The organism is Nodosilinea sp. FACHB-141 (genome assembly GCF_014696135.1).
GTDB lineage: Bacteria > Cyanobacteriota > Cyanobacteriia > Phormidesmidales > Phormidesmidaceae > Nodosilinea.
Genome location: NZ_JACJPP010000023.1, coordinates 26,036 through 42,867 on the forward strand (window position 1 = coordinate 26,036; position 16,832 = coordinate 42,867).

Annotated in this window: 15 protein-coding genes; 8 read left to right on the top strand and 7 right to left on the bottom strand. The window is 57.1% G+C overall.

The window, feature by feature from the left end; translation table 11 throughout:
* Positions 1-79 precede the first annotated feature (79 nt).
* The 3 genes from H6F59_RS23940 to H6F59_RS23950 all read left to right on the top strand — a co-directional run bounded on the left by H6F59_RS23940 (position 80) and on the right by H6F59_RS23950 (position 4,116).
* Positions 80-1,099 (top strand): peptidoglycan-binding protein, encoded by a 1,020-nt coding sequence (locus H6F59_RS23940; RefSeq protein WP_190706788.1) that lies wholly within the window; start codon positions 80-82, stop codon positions 1,097-1,099.
* A 363-nt stretch (positions 1,100-1,462) separates the two neighbouring features.
* The gene (locus tag H6F59_RS23945) at positions 1,463-1,837 is read left to right on the top strand and encodes a hypothetical protein (RefSeq protein WP_190706792.1); all 375 of its coding nucleotides are present in this window, start codon (positions 1,463-1,465) and stop codon (positions 1,835-1,837) included.
* A 173-nt stretch (positions 1,838-2,010) separates the two neighbouring features.
* Positions 2,011-4,116 carry a TIGR00300 family protein gene (locus H6F59_RS23950; protein ID WP_190516026.1) on the top strand — a complete coding sequence of 702 codons (2,106 nt, stop codon included), beginning with the start codon at positions 2,011-2,013 and terminating at the stop codon, positions 4,114-4,116.
* A gap of 228 nt (positions 4,117-4,344) precedes the next feature.
* Here H6F59_RS23950 and H6F59_RS23955 read toward each other — a convergent pair whose 3' ends face one another.
* The 5 genes from H6F59_RS23955 to mgtE form a co-directional block, all read right to left on the bottom strand.
* Positions 4,345-4,965 carry a hypothetical protein gene (locus H6F59_RS23955; RefSeq protein WP_190706796.1) on the bottom strand — a complete coding sequence of 207 codons (621 nt, stop codon included), beginning with the start codon at positions 4,963-4,965 and terminating at the stop codon, positions 4,345-4,347.
* A gap of 92 nt (positions 4,966-5,057) precedes the next feature.
* Complete coding sequence (gene ftsY / locus H6F59_RS23960) at positions 5,058-6,707, bottom strand: signal recognition particle-docking protein FtsY (RefSeq protein ID WP_190706799.1); 1,650 nt, start codon at positions 6,705-6,707, stop codon at positions 5,058-5,060.
* Positions 6,708-6,900: 193 nt separating this feature from the next.
* A complete protein-coding gene (gene nusB / locus H6F59_RS23965) occupies positions 6,901-7,551 on the bottom strand; it encodes a transcription antitermination factor NusB (RefSeq protein WP_190706856.1) in 651 nt (216 codons plus the stop codon).
* Positions 7,552-7,665: 114 nt separating this feature from the next.
* Positions 7,666-8,442, bottom strand: a complete 777-nt coding sequence (locus H6F59_RS23970) for a DUF502 domain-containing protein (RefSeq protein WP_190706859.1) — start codon at positions 8,440-8,442, stop codon at positions 7,666-7,668.
* 480 nt (positions 8,443-8,922) lie between these two features.
* The gene (gene mgtE, locus H6F59_RS23975; RefSeq protein WP_190516040.1) at positions 8,923-10,320 is read right to left on the bottom strand and encodes a magnesium transporter; all 1,398 of its coding nucleotides are present in this window, start codon (positions 10,318-10,320) and stop codon (positions 8,923-8,925) included.
* A gap of 230 nt (positions 10,321-10,550) precedes the next feature.
* Between mgtE and H6F59_RS23980 the strand changes: the two genes are divergently transcribed.
* Complete coding sequence (locus H6F59_RS23980; RefSeq protein ID WP_190706803.1) at positions 10,551-11,957, top strand: serine/threonine-protein kinase; 1,407 nt, start codon at positions 10,551-10,553, stop codon at positions 11,955-11,957.
* A gap of 59 nt (positions 11,958-12,016) precedes the next feature.
* Positions 12,017-12,565, top strand: coding sequence for a bifunctional adenosylcobinamide kinase/adenosylcobinamide-phosphate guanylyltransferase (cobU, locus tag H6F59_RS23985; RefSeq protein WP_190706807.1), 549 nt, complete (start codon positions 12,017-12,019; stop codon positions 12,563-12,565).
* Positions 12,566-12,647: 82 nt separating this feature from the next.
* Here cobU and H6F59_RS23990 read toward each other — a convergent pair whose 3' ends face one another.
* Positions 12,648-14,201, bottom strand: a complete 1,554-nt coding sequence (locus tag H6F59_RS23990; protein WP_190706810.1) for a metallophosphoesterase — start codon at positions 14,199-14,201, stop codon at positions 12,648-12,650.
* 82 nt (positions 14,202-14,283) lie between these two features.
* On the opposite strand from H6F59_RS23990, the gene H6F59_RS23995 reads away from it, so the two are divergent.
* Both H6F59_RS23995 and H6F59_RS24000 read left to right on the top strand, forming a co-directional pair.
* A complete protein-coding gene (locus tag H6F59_RS23995; RefSeq protein ID WP_190706813.1) occupies positions 14,284-14,898 on the top strand; it encodes a class I SAM-dependent methyltransferase in 615 nt (204 codons plus the stop codon).
* A gap of 143 nt (positions 14,899-15,041) precedes the next feature.
* Positions 15,042-15,719, top strand: a complete 678-nt coding sequence (locus tag H6F59_RS24000; protein WP_190706816.1) for a hypothetical protein — start codon at positions 15,042-15,044, stop codon at positions 15,717-15,719.
* Here H6F59_RS24000 and H6F59_RS26880 read toward each other — a convergent pair.
* A complete protein-coding gene (locus tag H6F59_RS26880) occupies positions 15,684-15,812 on the bottom strand; it encodes a hypothetical protein (RefSeq protein ID WP_277882462.1) in 129 nt (42 codons plus the stop codon). The two genes, H6F59_RS24000 and H6F59_RS26880, sit on opposite strands and share 36 nt — an antisense overlap.
* A gap of 27 nt (positions 15,813-15,839) precedes the next feature.
* Here H6F59_RS26880 and H6F59_RS24005 point away from each other — a divergent pair, with 27 nt between their 5' ends.
* Positions 15,840-16,727, top strand: coding sequence for a DMT family transporter (locus tag H6F59_RS24005; protein ID WP_190706819.1), 888 nt, complete (start codon positions 15,840-15,842; stop codon positions 16,725-16,727).
* Positions 16,728-16,832 lie beyond the last annotated feature (105 nt).

Here is a 16,832-nt window from a genome sequence, read left to right on the forward strand (position 1 = left end):
TGTCCGAGCGGGTTCTGCCTCAACCTTGCAGTTAGCACCTGGGCAGGGCAAAGGAGCACAGGTAGCGTCAGTGATCAGCATGCCCTTGAGGAATTGGTCGTTGGCCGCGGCGGGGGCGATCGTTCTAGGTAGCGGCCTAGGAACACCGGCCTTGGCCAATGGGCACCTCTGGGGCAGCACCGTCTACGTCAACACTCCCCAGGGGTACGCCCTCAATGCGCGCTGGGGACCAGGCACTAACACTGGCGTCTATCGTCGTGTGCGCCGAGGTAGCGCCCTGCAACTGTCTGGAGTACGCCGCAACGGTTGGGTGCAGCTAGTCGATGCTACCTGGGTCGCAGGCAACCTGGTCAGCCGGTCTCCTGTTCCCGGAGCTGGTGTAACTCCCCCCGGCAACGCGGATAACCTGGCCACAGTAGTCACTCCACAGAACTTTGCCCTCAACATTCGCTCTGGCCCTGGTCGCAACTTTCCGGTGGTGGGGCAGTTTGTTAACGGCAGTCGTATTGCGTTAACGGGTCGATTTAGCGTTGGCTGGGCGCAGCTCACCAACGGCAACTGGGTGGATAGTGGCCACATTCAATACAGTGGCCCTATTCAAGGCGGCAACCAGCCTAACCCCAACCCCAACCCTAACCCCGGTCCAACTCCCAATGCCGACGTGCTGGAATTACAGCGGCTGCTGCGCCAGGCCGGCTTTTTGCCGTCCAATTTTATTGCCTCTGGCATCTATGACCAGACGACTCAAAATGCCGTGCGCGAGTTTCAGCGGGTGAATGGGCTGCCGGTCACCGGCGTTGTAGATGCGGCAACCTGGCAGGCCCTTTACCGCGCCACTGAGCCACCAACGCCGCTGCCTTCCCCTAAACCCGACCCCAGCCCAGACCCCACGAACCCACCGCCTAGCGGCACTAGTCAGCGGCGGGTGGTCACCGATGGGGACTCAACCTCCGTGTTTGATGGCCCAGGCACTGAGTTTGGCCTCGTCAGAACCGTACCCAATGGCTCGATTGTGACCATCACTGGGCGCACCTCTGGCAATTGGTCAGAACTGCTCGACGGCGGCTGGATCTTCTCCCCTTGGCTAGATCCGATTTAGGATAGCGGGCTATTGCCTAGCAGTACGCCAAGATGAAAGTCATCTAACCAATGGAATAGATCGAGCTATAGGAGTTTTTCTATGGTTTCTAAAAGTTTATTCCTAGCGGCTATGAAGAGCGTCAACCCCAACCGTTGCAAGGGTTTGAGTAGATTCAGAACTCTTTGCAGCAATTTCTGGCTGGGCGCAACATCTTGTGACTTAGTGACATTATGTGTATAACAATACTTAAGCAAAACTATTGAGTAGTCCACGAACCATACCGGATGCCTCAGTAGAAGCCCTGAAAGGTTAGTCAATGCGTCGGTTTACCGGTCTTGGCGAATCCTTACACCGGTCACTGGCGTTTCGAGGAGCTTAACCTTGTTTAACGACACTAAGTCATCTTCTACTCTTCGGACCTCTGTCCAAGACGCTGCCTTTTGGGTGCTGCAAATTGTCGATATTCGTCTGGCCTTGGTGATAGGTCTAGCGGCTTTTATGCTAGCTGTTGGGTTTGACTCCTCGGGCAACAAGGCTGAGGCCGCTGACCTAATGACAGGCACATCGCTAGTGCCCGTCTCCGTAAGCGTGGCTGCTGCACCCAGCTATGGCTTTGAAGAGCAGCCCATAGTTAGAAACGCTCAGCTCGCTACTGCCCGTCGTCTGCGTCACGGCAGTCTAACCAGCGCGATCATCACCAGCAATCGCCTAACGGATTCCCACTTCTTCATTGACCTGCCCTCAGAGCATGAGTAGATAACCTGTTGCCGTAATACACAGGGACTCATGACAACCAAATATACTGACTGCGCTGAGGGCTAAAATGTTATGTTGGCCCCCAGCGTTGCTTAGTTTAAGCATCTTCTGGCACGGCCTTCGCTACCTGGTTCGTTTGTTTGCTTTGATTCTCTTCACGTCGGCACATTCCTATGACCTCCTCCATTCGCTTTCTCATGTGCGCCCCTCACCACTACGAGGTGGATTACGTCATCAACCCCTGGATGGAGGGCAACATTCACCGCTCGTCGCTTGAAGCTGCCCAAGAACAGTGGCAAAGCCTCTACCAAGTTATTAGCGATCGCGCTGATGTCAATCTGGTCAAACCTCAGCAGGGCTGGCCAGACATGGTGTTTACCGCTAACGCAGGGCTGATCTTGGGTAACCAGGTGGTGCTGAGCCGCTTTCTGCACCCCGAGCGTCAGGGTGAGGAGCCCTTCTTTAAAGAATGGTTTGAGGCTCAGGGTCACCAGGTATTTACCCTGCCCCCCGAACTGCCCTTTGAAGGTGCAGGCGATGCCCTGCTCGATCGCGAGGGGCGTTGGCTGTGGGCGGGCTATGGCTTTCGCACCGAGCTAGATTCCCACGGGCTGGTGGCTGAGTGGCTCAATATCGAAGTGCTGTCGCTGCACCTGATGGATGAGCGCTTTTACCATCTCGACACCTGTTTTTGTCCGTTGACGGGTGGCTATCTGCTCTACTACCCCGCCGCCTTTGACGCCTACTCCAACCGGCTGATTGAGTTGCGGGTGCCTCCCGAAAAGCGCATCGCCATCGACGAACCCGATGCCATTAATTTCGCCTGTAACTCGGTGAACATCGATCGCACCGTGATTATGAACAAGGCCAGCGATGAGCTGAAGGCGCAACTGGCCGACGCGGGCTTTGAAGTGGTAGAAACGCCCCTAACTGAGTTTCTTAAGGCTGGGGGTGCAGCTAAGTGCCTCACCCTGCGGGTCACCGAGCCCCTGCACCCCGAGCCCGCCGGAGAAAAAGGAATCATCGCTCGCACCGTCACCATAACTGGCCACTTGCTCGACTCGGGCCTGGTTAGCCGGGCGCTGGATTTAGTGATGGAGGGCGGCGGCAGCTTCCAAGTGCTGAATTTTGACCTGGGCGAGCAGCGCCAGAGCACCTCGTCGGCTGAAATTCGCGTCTCGGCCCCCGATCGCGAGGTGATGGACGAGATTATGGCCCAGCTAATCGATCTGGGCGCGGTAGCTCTGCCTGAGGAACAGCAGGACGCCCATCTGGTGACCATTACCCAAGCTGGGGTTGCCCCCGACGACTTCTACAGTTCCACCATTTACCCCACTGAGGTGCGGGTGCGGGGGCAGTGGGTGCGGGTGCAGGGTCAGCGCATGGATGGCGTGATCGTGGTGTCGGAGACTGAACCGGTGGCCAGCTGTAAGCTGCTGCGTGACCTGGCGGTGGGCGATCAAGTAATTGTCGGCTACGACGGCATTCGCAGCGTGCGCAGCACCAAGGACCGCAGCCGCGCAGCCGCCATCACCGAAGAATTTAGCTTTATGGGCTCGGGTGTCTCTAGCGAGCGCCGAGTGGAGCTGATCGTTGAACAGGTGGCTTGGGATTTGCGCCGCCTGCGCGACCAGGGCGGCAAGGTGGCTGTAGTGGCTGGCCCGGTAGTGATTCACACTGGCGGCGGCGACCATCTGGGGCGGCTGATTCGCGAGGGCTATGTGCAGGCGCTGCTGGGGGGCAATGCGATCGCTGTCCACGACATCGAGCAGGCCATGCTGGGCACCTCTCTGGGTGTTGATATGAAGCAGGGCACTTCAGTACGCGGTGGCCACCGTCACCACCTGCGAGCGATCAACAGCATTCGCCGCTGCGGCAGCATTGCCAACGCCGTCGAGCAGGGCGTGCTGACTCGCGGCGTGCTCTACGAGTGCGTCAAGCACGATGTGCCCTTCTCTCTAGCCGGTTCCATTCGCGACGACGGCCCTCTGCCTGACACTAAGATGAACCTGCTTGAAGCTCAGGCTGAGTACGCTCGTCTGATCGAAGGCTGTGACCTGATTCTGATGCTCTCGACGATGCTGCATGCGATCGGCGTGGGTAATATGACCCCTTCGGGCGTGAAGATGGTCTGCGTTGATATCAACCCTGCCGTGGTAACCAAGTTGGCCGATCGCGGTTCGCTGGAATCTACCGGAGTGGTAACCGATGTGGGCCTGTTCCTTAGCCTGCTAGTGAAGCAACTCGACAAGCTCACCCAGCGCCATGTGATGGCTTAGCCGTAGAGGGCTACATAACCAGCGTCCTGAGTCTATTTCGACATTAGGGCGCTGATTTTTTCGAATTAAATGGTTTGGTCGTCAATCCATCTTGGATTGCCTAACGCTCCGTAGTTAGCCTCACAGGTTGTTTTATAAATCTCTGTTGAAGTATTTCATCTTTGCTTCTCCTAGAGTAAAAAATGTGTTAATGATTCCGAATTAATTAGCTACTGTGCGAAGAAAAATCTAATGCTTAAGAAATCTTCGGGTTGACTTTTTAAGGACTCGAAAATACGTTCCAAACAGCACTAGTGACAGCGCCAGATAAATCAACGCATAGGTGACACTGAGCGAAACCAAGATTAAAAAAGGTATAAAGGTTGTCGCTAGAGCAAAAACCGAAAGAAAGGCTGCGAAAGTAGATCTGTAACTCTGTAGAAGTTTTGCTTCTTTGTCAAGGTTGAGGCCAAAAACACCTGACCCTTCGATCACACTCAGTTCTTTTCTGATTTCTTCTTCGTAGCTCTGTAAGTTATCCGCAAAAAAGATAATAAAAGACTGCTTGATCAGATTCCAGAACCCAATAATGGCAATAATTAGCAGCAGGCTAAGAAAACCTAAAAACAGCAGCCCGCTAGCGTCAATTTCGGGTTTCGCTAGCGCGACAAAATCGACGATGGGTTTCCAAAGAGCGATGGTAGCTCCAATCACTCCCATCAGCTTGAGATCTTCAAAGGCGCTTTGAATATAGTTTTCTGCCTGCTGGCTTAACCGCACATACTCTTTGTAGAGATAGTCCAATCGTTGTTCAGGTTCCATGGGCGTGCTTAGAGCAATAATTACTCGACTATGTTCAATATTGCCCATCAACCGGTCCATCAATCTGCAAACTAGAGATTAGTCGCCAACAAACCTACCGCTTTTAAAGAGGCACGAGTCGATGAACAACTTCGAAAAGCTCAACCACTCACCAGGGCTTCGACAAACTCATAGCTAGAGAAAGGTCGCAGGTCTTCGATGCCTTCGCCTGCACCGATAAAGCGAATGGGTAGCCCCAACTGCTCGACTACCGCCAGGGCAACGCCGCCTTTTGCGGTACCGTCGAGCTTGGTGAGCACCACGCCACTGAGGTTAGCGGCTTCAGCAAAGACTTCTGCCTGGCGCAGACCGTTTTGGCCCAGGGTAGCATCAAGCACGAGCAGGGCTTCGACATGGGCATCGGGGGCTTTTTTGTCGACGATGCGGCGAATTTTTGCCAGTTCGTCCATCAGGTTCTTTTTGTTTTGCAGGCGTCCGGCGGTGTCGACCAGCAGCAGCTCAATGTTGCGAGACTGGGAGGCGGCGATCGCGTCATAGACCACCGCCGCCGGGTCAGTGTTTTGCCCTGGGTTGGCGATCACCTCCACATCGCTGCGGGCACCCCAGGTTTTGACCTGCTCGACGGCGGCGGCGCGGAAGGTGTCGGCGGCAGCAATCAGCGTGTTGTAGCCTGACTTTTTGGCGATGTGGGCCAGCTTGCCGATAGTGGTGGTTTTGCCCGCGCCGTTGACCCCGGTCATCAGCCAAATATTAAAGCTGCCCTTCTCGGGGGTAAACGCTAGGTTATGGGAGTTAGCCAGGGGCGCATCGAGCATATCCCGCAGAATGGATTTGAGGTAGGCGATCGCCTGATCGGGCGGCAGCACCTCTTGGCGCATGCGAGCTTGCAATGCCTCAATCACTTTGTCGGTGGCGGCAACCCCTACATCGGCCTGCAGCAGCAGGGCCTCAATTTCCGTCACTGCGTCGTCGTTGAGCGGCCCCTGGCCAACGATCGCCTTAAGCTGATTGACCAGGCCGAGGCGAGTTTTGTTGAGCCCCTGGCGCAGCTTGTTGAGCCAGGTAATCTCTTCGGCCGAGATGTCGTCGGGCCGTCGCCCCTGGGCGGCGAGAACTTCTGCCGACCAGAGAAAGGCTTCGTCTAAATCAATATCGGGGAGAACGGGAGCGGGGGGTGCAGCTGCAGCGGCCACGGGTGTAGGTTCGGGCTCGGGTTCTGCGATCGCCGTTGCGTCTAGCTGAGCTAGACGCTGAAGGCGTTCTTCCTCCGCCTGTGCCCAGAAGGGACGAGGCGCAGCAGGTTCGGGCTCGGGTTCGGGCTCCACCGCTGCTGGTTCTACGATGGGGACTTCAGCTTCAGCAGCGGGTTCGACGACGGAGGTTTCTACGGCAGATTCGACGGTTTCTAAGGCTTCTGAAATGGCCGAATCTGGCTCGGCTGCCGATGTTTTCGCTGGTTCTGCAACCTCGGTCTCAATGGCTGTCGTACCAGCCGCAGGCTCTTCAGCAGCTTCAGGCTCAGTCTCTGTCACCGCAGCGACAGCCTCCTCCTCCGCTTCAGCAGGCGCTGCTTCGGCAACTGAATCTTCAGTCTTAGTTTCAGCCTGCTGTTTCTGAATGTTTTGGTAGGCCGCCTTGGCCCACTTCAGGTAGTCTTCTGACGATAGCTGCGGGGTAGTCGGGGTGGGTGCCTGAGCGGGTTCGGGGGCTTTAGCCTCAGCCTGTTTAGCATCAGCATCGGCGCTGTTAGACTTATCAAAACTGCGCTGAAACCAATTGAACCCAGCCATATCAGAGCTACCTTGGACGTTGTTACTGTTGTTAATAGTATCGTTCTCAGGGCAAACCACGGGTACGTTCATCCACACCCGAGCAGAGCTTGAGACCTCCTAACAGAATGGACGGAACCAGGCTCCAACCAGCTCAACCTGCTGGCTAGCTTCCTTAATCCATCCACCCCCTACCCATCCACCCATCCACTCCCTACACCACGGGACTATCAGCCTCTACTTCTACCTCACCCTCATCCCCTCGGCTCACCACTCGGCGCAGCACGCCGTTGATAAAGCGGTAGCCGTCGTCGTCGCTGTAGCGCTTGGCTAGCTCCACCGCTTCGTTGATGGCGACTCGGTCGGGGGTGCCCAGGTAGTTCATTTCGACTACGGCCAGGCGCAAGATGTCGCGATCGATGCGGGGCAGGCGCTTGAGGTTCCAGGCCACCATCGCTTCGTCGAGAATGCTGTCGACCTGGGTCTGGTACTTAGCAGTGTTGGTGAGCAGCTCTAAGGCAAAGGCCTCGATCTCAGACTGGTTGCTGAGACGAATGAACTCGGGCAGCTCCACTGCGTGGGCCAGCCGGTTGATGGCGGTTTGGGTGAGGGCGATCGCCTCTTCGACCATAGCCCTGCCCTTCTCCACATCGCTGGCGCGGGTGCCGCTGTCGACTAGGTGTTGGTTGCCCCGCTTCAGCTCATCGGCGGCGGTTTCGAGGGCGTCTTTGGCCTCGGCAGTCAGGGTTTGAATGGCCGCCAGCAGCAGTTTTTCAAAGTCTGGGGGCGCCAGTCTGCCGGGCTTGTCAGAAAGCTGGCTGAGGCCCAGTAGGGCCAACTCGCGGGCCATACGGCGAGCTTGCATAGTCATGTCTCCCAGAAGCGGCGGTGCAGGATCTTCCCAAGGCAAAACTGACCCGGCAAAGTTTTACGCACACCGACGGCCAACCTCACCCCAGGGCTAGAACCAGGCTATATCTTAGCAATCTTCGTCTACCGGCAAGACGGAAAGTTGCTGGGGATATTCGGCCAAGTCGGGGGCAAGTTCAGAAACGCCTAGATCCAGAGCAATGGGGGCCGTAGCTTGGCTTTCATTGCCTATGGATACTACGCGATCGGGTGGAACCGCCGCCGCCAGGTTGGGCCCGACAATACCACCCGAGAGAATTAGCTTGAAGGCATCTTCAATGGATATCGACAGGTTGACGACGTCGCTTTCGGGCACGATCGCATACCAGCCACTGGTCGGGTTAGGGGTCGTGGGCACAAAAATGCTCAGCATCTTGGGGGTTGCTGAAGCTGTAGCCGTCATGGCTCCGGTGACAAAGGCAACGGCCCAAATACCCCGACGGGGATACTCCACCAACACTGCGCGCCTAAACCGCGTACTCGAGTCTTGAAAAACGGTTTGCAGCAGCTGTTGCAGCGTTTTGTACACCGACCCCGCTAGGGGAATTGACTGCACCACTTTTTCGCCCACATCCAGCAGCCAGCGACCGGCGATGTTGCGGGCCATCAGGCCAATAATCAAAATAGCCAGCAGGGGCACCGATAGGCCAATCAGCAGGTTAATTAGGTCGACCAGAAAAGGGTTGAGACCATCAAAGGGGGTCAGCTGCTTGGGAAAGCGGGTGAGCAACCGCACCACCCAGGCCGAAATGGTGATCGCTAACCAGATGGTAGTTGCCAGGGGAATAACCACCACCAGTCCGGCAATTAGATCGTTCTTGAGGTCTTGCTTGATCTTTTGCAGCACAGGGAGCTCAGGGTGATCAGGGCTGGAGAGAGGAGGCTTGTTCAGAGTAGGCGAACCGTTTAAGTCCATAATCCCAAAATACTAGCTAGGGATGGCTGAAGCTGAGCAGGCGGAACAATAAACTGAGCTAGCTTGAAACGAACTTATTTAAGTATGGGCAGTCGGCTAGTCTGATCGGCAACGACCTTTAGGAGTATTGTAAACATTTGTATCGAGAACCGGGCAAAAAGACTGCCCGATTGGCTCAAGTCTGGCTTTTATGTTCTTCTATCCTAAAGCAAATCAGTAGCGTGGCTAACAGAATGGCCAGAGGGGCAGGGCTTGAGGGCAGAGGCAGAGGTTTGGGATTGCTGGATACGGGTATGAATCAAAAGCCGTTTCTCGTAAGGGCAATCGGCCGTTCCTCCCTAACCCAGTTCAAGCTACCCTTTAGCACCGCCAAATTTAACCACTGGCCTGAAGACCTGCTCAATTTCTTGCCTAGGCCAACCCCAGCATGTGGCGAGCCAGGGTGAGGTAGAGCAGCACCCCTAGCACATCGACAATGGTGGTAATAAACGGAGCCGACATCAGGGCTGGGTCAAATTTCAGGGCATCAAACAGCAAAGGCAACGCACCTCCAGCCGTAGAGGCCAAAATAGAAATGGCTACCAAGCTGATGCCTACAGTTACAGCCACGGGCAGGTTGCCCTGGAGCACGTAGGCCCAGACGGTAACTACCGCCCCTAGCATTAGGCCTAGCACGGTACCGGCGATCGCTTCTCGCCGAATCACTGAGAGGGCCTGCTTAGTGCTAATTTCTTCGGTGTTGAGGCCGCGAATCACCACCGTAGACGACTGTGCTCCCACGTTGCCGCCGCTGCCAATCAGTAGGGGAATAAAGGCCGCTAGGGCTACAACCTGCTGCAAAATATCTTCCTGGCTGCGAATGACGGCGGTGGTAACGGTATTGGTAATCAGCAGCACCGAAAGCCACACCACCCGCTTGCGGGCCACATCAAACAGGTTTGACTGAAAATAGCTGTCACCGCCGCTTTGGACGCCGCCTAGAGCGTAGATGTCTTCGGTAGTTTCGGCCTCAATTACGTCGATTAGGTCATCGACGGTGATGATGCCCACCAGACGCTCTTCGGTATCGACCACGGGCACCGCCAAAAAGTCGTAGCGCTGCACCAGGCGGGCAACGTCTTCTTGGTCGGCGTCGGTGCGTACCGAGATCACATCGCGGGTCATCAGGTCGCCGATGGTTTGCTCAGGCTGGCCGGTGACCAGGTGCCGCAGCGAGAGAATGCCGGTCATGCGGCGGGCGGCATCGGTGACAAATAGGTAGTAGATGGTTTCGCTGACGAAAGCACGGCTGCGGATGTAGTCTAGGGCCCGCAGAACTGTCCAGCCTTCCTTGAGGGCCACGTATTCTGGGGTCATAATCCGCCCAGCGGTACCGGCTTCATAGCCCAACAGTTGGGCGGTGGCTTCGCGCTCCTGGGGGCTGAGCTGAGACAGCAGACTGCGCACAAACTTGGCGGGCAACTCGTCGAAAAGCCTGGCCCGGTCATCGGGCGACATTTTGTCGACAATATCGAGCACGTCCTGGCGCTTGAAATCTTCGATCAGCGCCTGCTGCACACTAGTGTCAAGGTTTTCGTAGACCTCGATCGCCTCACCTTTGCCCAGTAGCCGAAAGGCGATCGCCTGCATGGCCTCGGGTAGGTCTTCAATGGCTTCGGCAATATCCGCAGGTCGCACCGGCACCAGCAGCGCTTTGGCCCCTGGCAAATTGCCCTGCTCCAGCAGCACTTGTAGCTGCGATCGCACCAGCTCTTGCAGCTCCCTGCGGTCTATGGCGAGGGTACTCGGTGTGTTTTGCGTTTCACTCAACGCCTGTCCCCAGCTACAACATTGCCTCTAGTCTAGTGGCCTCTGGTCTCGCAGAGAAGTCAAACCGTTAGGATTATTCTCTTAACCCCAGCAAAGACAAATTTTAGGGCTGCAACTGGCCCAATTCGGCCGCCTCAGATAGTCTCACCAACCATTGAGATTCAGCCGCAGCCAGATTTTGTCAGGGGCATAATAGGGAAGCATAGGCCATCTTAAATCGTACCTCTGCCATGGAACCTACCCAGGCTACTAGCGCCATTATCGACGGTCGCTATCAAATTTTGCGTCGCCTAGGCCAGGGCAGCAGCGGCACAACCTACGCCGCCGAACGGTTGGCCACAGGCCAGACTATCGCCCTCAAAGAACTTTCCCTGCGCGGCCTGCAAGATTGGAAGAAGATTGAGCTGTTCGAGCGCGAGGCCCGCATTCTCAAAACCCTCAATCACCCCGCGATTCCTCAATACATCGACTTTTTTCAGGTTGATACTGCCGACAACCGCTGGTTTTATCTGGCCCAAGACCTGGCCGAGGGCACCTCTCTGGCCGACTGGGTCGAAGGCGGCGGTTGGGTAGATGAGGCCGAAGCCCGCCGCATCGCTATTGCCGTTTTAGACGTGCTGATCTATCTGCATGGTCTCAATCCACCCGTTATTCACCGCGACCTAAAGCCGCAGAACATCATTCGTCGCGATGATGGCCACATTTACCTGGTCGATTTTGGCGCTGTGCAAACCGTCTACCGCGATAGCCTCCGCCAGGGCAGTACGGTGGTCGGCACCTACGGCTATATGGCTCCCGAGCAGTTTCGCGGCCAGGCCGTGCCCGCCACTGACCTCTATAGCTTAGGGGCAACGCTGCTGTTCTTGCTTACCCACCAGTCACCTGCCGACCTGCCCCAAGAGCGGCTGCGCATCAACTTTCGCCCCTATGTGGCGGTGTCTGTCGCCTTTGCCGACTGGCTTGAGCAGCTGCTTGACCCTTTAGTCGAAGACCGCTTTGCCTCGGCGCAAGTGGCCCTCGCGGCCCTAACTCAGCCCGCCCCACCTGCCCCGCCCGCTCCGCGCCGGCTGGCCCCGCGCCCCCCGGTAGGCACCCGCGTGCAGGTACAAACGTCGCCAACTGAGCTGTCTATCTATATTCCACCGCCGGGTCTGAGGGGTGAAACCGCAGGCATTGGCCTGTTTGGTCTGTTTTGGAACGGCTTTGTGCTGGTCTGGACAATTGGGGCCGTTACCGGCGGCGGGTCGCTGCTGTTTGGCCTGATTGCTATCCCCTTTTGGGTGGTCGGCTTTAGCATGATTAGCGGCGTGGTCAATGCCCTGTTAGCCCACGTGCATCTGCGCATCGATCGCCAGCGATTTTCTCTCACCCGCCGCATGCTGGGTCGCACCCGCCGAATTGAAGGCTATACCGCCGACCTAGCGAAGGTAGAATTGCAAACCGCCTACACCCAAAACGATCGCCCCGTGCATACGATCGCCTTACTGGAAGGCATCAACCAGCACAAGTTTGGCACTCCCCTGCAAACAGTCGAAAAAGTCTGGCTGGTGGACGAAATCGAGGCGTTTATCCAGCAGACTGAGAGAGATTTTAGGATGCCTGAGAAACCCCGAGATTTCAGACAGCCCTTTGAGTAACTGCCACGGGAACTTAACCCGTGCAACCACACAACTTACCTAGCTCAAAAGGTCGTACCTTGCTAACTGACCACCGCATCTCCTTAGTCACCGGCCCAGCGCGATCGGGCAAAAGTGAGTGGGCCGAAACCCTGGCTGCCACCTCTGGTCAATCGGTGATTTACATTGCCACCTCTAACGTTGACCCAGCAGATTTAGATTGGCAAAAGCGGGTAGAACTGCACCGCGATCGCCGCCCCACCCACTGGCAGCTGCAAGAAGTGCCCGTTGCCCTACCCGAAGCCGTCCTCTCAGCCACCGCCCAAGACTGCCTGCTGATCGACTCCCTCGGCACCTGGCTAGCCAACCTGCTAGAGCAAGACGACGACACCTGGCAAACCACCGTGAATTCACTCGTGGAAAGCCTGCGGCAAACCCCCAGCACCGTGGTTCTGGTTTCCGAAGAAACCGGCTGGGGCGTAGTGCCCGCCTACCCAATCGGGCGACTGTTTCGCGATCGCCTCGGCACCCTCACCCGCCAAGTCGGCACCGTCGCTGGCGCGGTGTACCTAGTTGTCGCTGGCTATGCGGTCGATGTGAAGGCGCTGGGTAGGGGGGTGGGAGAGTAGGAGGGTAGGAGAGTAAGGGGGTGGGAGGGTAAGGCCGATTCGTTTACCCATCACCCCATTACCCCATCACTCCCCTACACCCCTACAACTCAATCCCCTCCATCTCATACCCCTTCCAGTCGCCGTCGTACTTCTCGGCCACCAAGGGGACGACCGTCAACTTGGGTGGGGTTCCCGCAGCTACATCGACCCGCAGGCCTGAGTAGGGGCGCTTAAGGCGACTGCGGCTACCACCGCGGCCCAGGTAGAGGTGAGATTTGGCCACGGCGCGGGTGCCGTTATTGTCGTCTTCCGTTAGCTCAGGGCCTTCTTTGCGCTGGCGACGCAGGCTGTAGCCGCTGCCGCCGCAGATCACCCAGGGAATGTTGGCATCGCCGTGGCCAGTAGCGCCCGTGCGCACGTAGTCGAGGCAGTGGGCATGGCCATTGAGCACCAGATCGACCAGGGGGCGGTCTTTGGAAATGTCGGCCACTTCGGCGGCGACGGCATCGAGCACTTGGCGAATGTGATGGCGCACCGCTAGGGTTTGCCCCTGGTCCCACTTGGTGGCCTCGGTGACGTAGGGCGGGTGGTGAAAGAACAGCACGCGCCCGCGCACCGCCGGGTTTTGCCAGGAGGCAATCAGGCGATCGCGCAGCCAGTAGAGTTGTTCCGTATCCACCGTTTGCAGGCGAGAGCTGTTGAGCTGCTTGGTGATGTCGTTGATTTGCTCATCGATCGCTTCAATGCGCTCCGTGCGTTCTTCTTGCTCGTCTTCATCGGTGGGAGTCAGCGCCCCAATGCCCGCCTGCCGCAGGAGTTCATCTTTCTTGGCCTCTAGTAGCTGACACTGCTGCTGCAACTCCTTACGACCGGCTTCGCCATTGGCCATAGGCAACGGCTGGTTGAAGGTATTGGAGTCGAGGGCAAAAAAGTCGATGCCACCGTAGCGAAAGGTGTAGTAGCGGTTGGGCAGCCGGGTAAATTCGCTAGGACGGTAGGTCAGCGCCCGCGCGTCGTCGAGCTTGCTGCTGTAGTGGGTATCTAAATGCGCCCCCAGCCCAGTCTCGGGCACCGCCTTTAGGTAGTCTAAGAAAGCTCTGGCGTAGGCGTCTCCTCGGTTAGAGCCGCGCCAGCTCACATCCAAATCGAGGTAAGAGCGCAGAGCATAGCGCAGCGGCCCGCTAATGCCCGACAGCAGCCCTACCACACTACGCAGATCGTAATAGTCGTGGTTGCCCAGGACCGGAAGAATAGGCTGCTTAAACACCATGCGATCGTAGGCAATCTTGCGGTAGTCATCGCCCCCCATCAGCCACTCCTGGTAGGGCTTGATGAAGTTTGAGCGATACTGATCGCGTGACCCCACCAAGTACACCACATCGCCGGTGTGCAGGGTGAACCGGGCCGAGTCAAGGTGTTTCAACAGTTGCTCGGCCACCTGCCGCTGGGGGCTGCCGCTGCGGTGCCGCCCGGTGCCGCTATCGCCCACTACTAAAAACGAAAACGTTTCGTCCTCGGCGCCCGGCCCGTCAATCACCAGGCCGGTTTGGTCAATGCCTCGCTCGACGATCTGGCGGTGCTGCCACCGCACCCGCTGCTGCATCCGCTCAATTTTGGTTTCGATGGAAGGCTCAGTGACCAGTTTTGGAGGCATGGTGCTTTGGTGCGGTGAGTGGGCGGTGTGTAGAATAACCCCGTAGCATGAATCTCGCTGGACCAGCGAAACAGCAGCCACTATGGGCCTTTATAACGACAGAATTCTGCCTTACCTAATCGAGCTTTCCATGGCCGATTCTATCCTGGGTTCCTATCGGCGGGACGCATTGGCTGATGTGAGTGGCGACGTGCTCGAAATTGGCTTTGGCACGGGGTTAAATTTGCCATACTACCCCGACCAGGTGCGCCAGATCGTCACCGTAGACCCCAACCCTGGGGTGCATCGTCTGGCCCAACAGCGCATCAATGCCTCACCTATCACGGTAGACCATCGCATGCTCAGCGGCGAAGCACTACCGATGGCCGACCACAGCTTCGACAGCGTCGTCAGCACTTTTACCCTGTGCAGCATCCCCGAAATTGAGCAGGCGCTGGCCGAAATCTATCGGGTGCTGAAGCCCGGTGGTCGGTTCTTTTTTGTCGAGCACGGCCTCAGTGACGAACCCTCGATTCAAGCCTGGCAGCATCGCCTGACGCCGCTGCAAAAGCGCATTGCCGGCGGATGTCACTTTGATCGCGACATGGGTCAGCTGATCGAGCAGCAGTTTGATCAGGTTGAACTGGAAGCCGCCTACGCCAAGCAGGTGCCCAAGGTGGCCGGATATTTCTATCGAGGTGTGGCGGTTAAACGTTAGCGATCGCGACGACTGAGTATTCCTAGCACTATGCCATTAGTCGTAGGTGCCGTTAGGCTAATAAGCACACCCAGCCATCAGTACCCTCAGCCCATTCCCAACTGCACCCGCCCGAAGCTATCCCCTAGAAGACTCTGCTTGCTATGGCCACCCGCCTCTGGAACTTTCTCACCACCGACCCCGACCTGGCTTCGTTGGAGACCGCCGATAGAGCGGCCGATGCCGCCGATGCCGTGCTGGGCCTGGCTGAGGTGCTAAAGGAAAAAAGTCCTAATCTGCGGCGAGTAGCTTCTTTGGTGAGCCAGCTTGATTCGTTGCTAGAGGCGATCAATGCCCCCTTGGGCAAGCTCATCGGCGCAACGCTACCTTTTGTTTCCATCAGTACTGGGCTGCTGAAGGTCTATGGCGAGACTACAAAAAAAGAGCCGACCCTGGCTCAGTCGGTAGCCCTAATTAGCCAGGCGGCATATTTGGAAAGTTTGCGAGAATTTGTCAAGCAGCACCCCAAAATCGAGCAGTGGCTGATTGCCAAAGACGGCACCCCCCAAGCTAGAACCATCACCCTTCCCGTTAAAGCGCTGGGCATCTTTGAGCTAACAGAACAAGAAGCTCGCCTTGCTACCCTGCATTTTCATCAGTCAGCTTTGGCCAGAGCGTTTAACAGTGCGCTCCAGGCCCGATTGGTACAGTTGGGGACAACCCCTGAGCAAGCCGATCGCATTACCAAAGTTGTTGCCAAAAACACGAATCGACACATGAAAACGGCGATCGCCGACGCCGGCGACTCACTTAAGCATCAGCTTGACGGCGATCGCCTGTAGGATGCTGAGCTGCTGGTCAATACTTCGAGTAAAGCCGTAATATCCCACGCTTGGCCGACGCACCGCCGCTGCTACATCAAGAAGTTTTTCCACTGCTAGAGACCAAAGCGAAGGCCGCCATTGATTATTTACCTCAAGCTTTTGGTCACCATGGTGCTGTGGGGCGGCACCTTTATCGCTGGTAGGCTGGTGGTGCAGGATATGGGAGCCTTTGCAGCGGCCTTCTGTCGTTTTGCGATCGCTTTCCTCGCCCTCATCGTGCTCACCTACACCGTCGAGGGCAGCCTCCCCAAACCACCCCGAAAACTGTGGCTGCCCATCGCCCTGCTGGGGTTAACCGGCATCTTTGCCTACAACGTGTTTTTCTTTTCGGGGCTCAAAACCGTTGAGGCGGGGCGAGCGGCGCTGATTATTGCGCTCAACCCGGTGGCGATCGCCCTGGGGGCCGCCTTTTTCTTCAAAGACCCGCTCAGCCGCGTCAAGCTATTGGGCATTGGCCTCTCGCTGCTGGGCGCAGCGGTGGTGATTAGTGACGGCGACCCAGCTCGTCTGCTGCGGGGGGATGTGGGCATTGGCGAACTGTTTATGCTCGGTTGCGTAGTCAGCTGGATGGGCTACAGCCTGCTGGGCAAAACTGTCATGAAAGAACTTTCCCCCTTGGCGGCGACCACCTACGCTTGTGGGATTGGGACGCTGCTGCTGTTGGGTCCAGCGCTGAAGGAGGGATTGGGAGACGCGATCGCCAGCGCATCTCCTACTACCTGGGGCGGACTGCTTTACCTAGGCCTGCTCGGCTCGGCGGTGGGCTTTACCTGGTACTACGATGGCGTGCGACAGCTCGGCCCCGCGCGTGCCGGAGTGTTTATCAACCTGGTGCCGGTGTTTGCGATCGCCCTGGCCGCCCTATTTCTGCAAGAAACCCCTACCTCATCGCTGCTGCTAGGCGGCAGCTTGGTGATAGCTGGCGTGGTGATCACCAACCGCGAGGGCAAAAGAACGAAGATGTAAGGGCGAAGAATGGGTGTAGGGTTCAGGGTGTATGGTCTATGGCCCGCCGTGAGCCAGAGACCTTGAACCTTACACCTTGAACCTTAGGCTTGGCAGCCTACCAGA

Bases quoted from the DNA above. Each gene is read 5' to 3' on its own strand.
- H6F59_RS23940 (WP_190706788.1), top strand. From the start codon at position 80: ATGCCCTTGAGGAATTGGTCGTTGGCCGCGGCGGGGGCGATCGTTCTA.
- H6F59_RS23950 (WP_190516026.1), top strand. From the start codon at position 2,011: ATGACCTCCTCCATTCGCTTTCTCATGTGCGCCCCTCACCACTACGAG.
- H6F59_RS23955 (WP_190706796.1), bottom strand. From the start codon at position 4,965: ATGGGCAATATTGAACATAGTCGAGTAATTATTGCTCTAAGCACGCCC.
- ftsY (WP_190706799.1), bottom strand. From the start codon at position 6,707: ATGGCTGGGTTCAATTGGTTTCAGCGCAGTTTTGATAAGTCTAACAGC.
- nusB (WP_190706856.1), bottom strand. From the start codon at position 7,551: ATGCAAGCTCGCCGTATGGCCCGCGAGTTGGCCCTACTGGGCCTCAGC.
- H6F59_RS23980 (WP_190706803.1), top strand. From the start codon at position 10,551: ATGGAACCTACCCAGGCTACTAGCGCCATTATCGACGGTCGCTATCAA.
- H6F59_RS23990 (WP_190706810.1), bottom strand. From the start codon at position 14,201: ATGCCTCCAAAACTGGTCACTGAGCCTTCCATCGAAACCAAAATTGAG.
- H6F59_RS23995 (WP_190706813.1), top strand. From the start codon at position 14,284: ATGGGCCTTTATAACGACAGAATTCTGCCTTACCTAATCGAGCTTTCC.
- H6F59_RS24000 (WP_190706816.1), top strand. From the start codon at position 15,042: ATGGCCACCCGCCTCTGGAACTTTCTCACCACCGACCCCGACCTGGCT.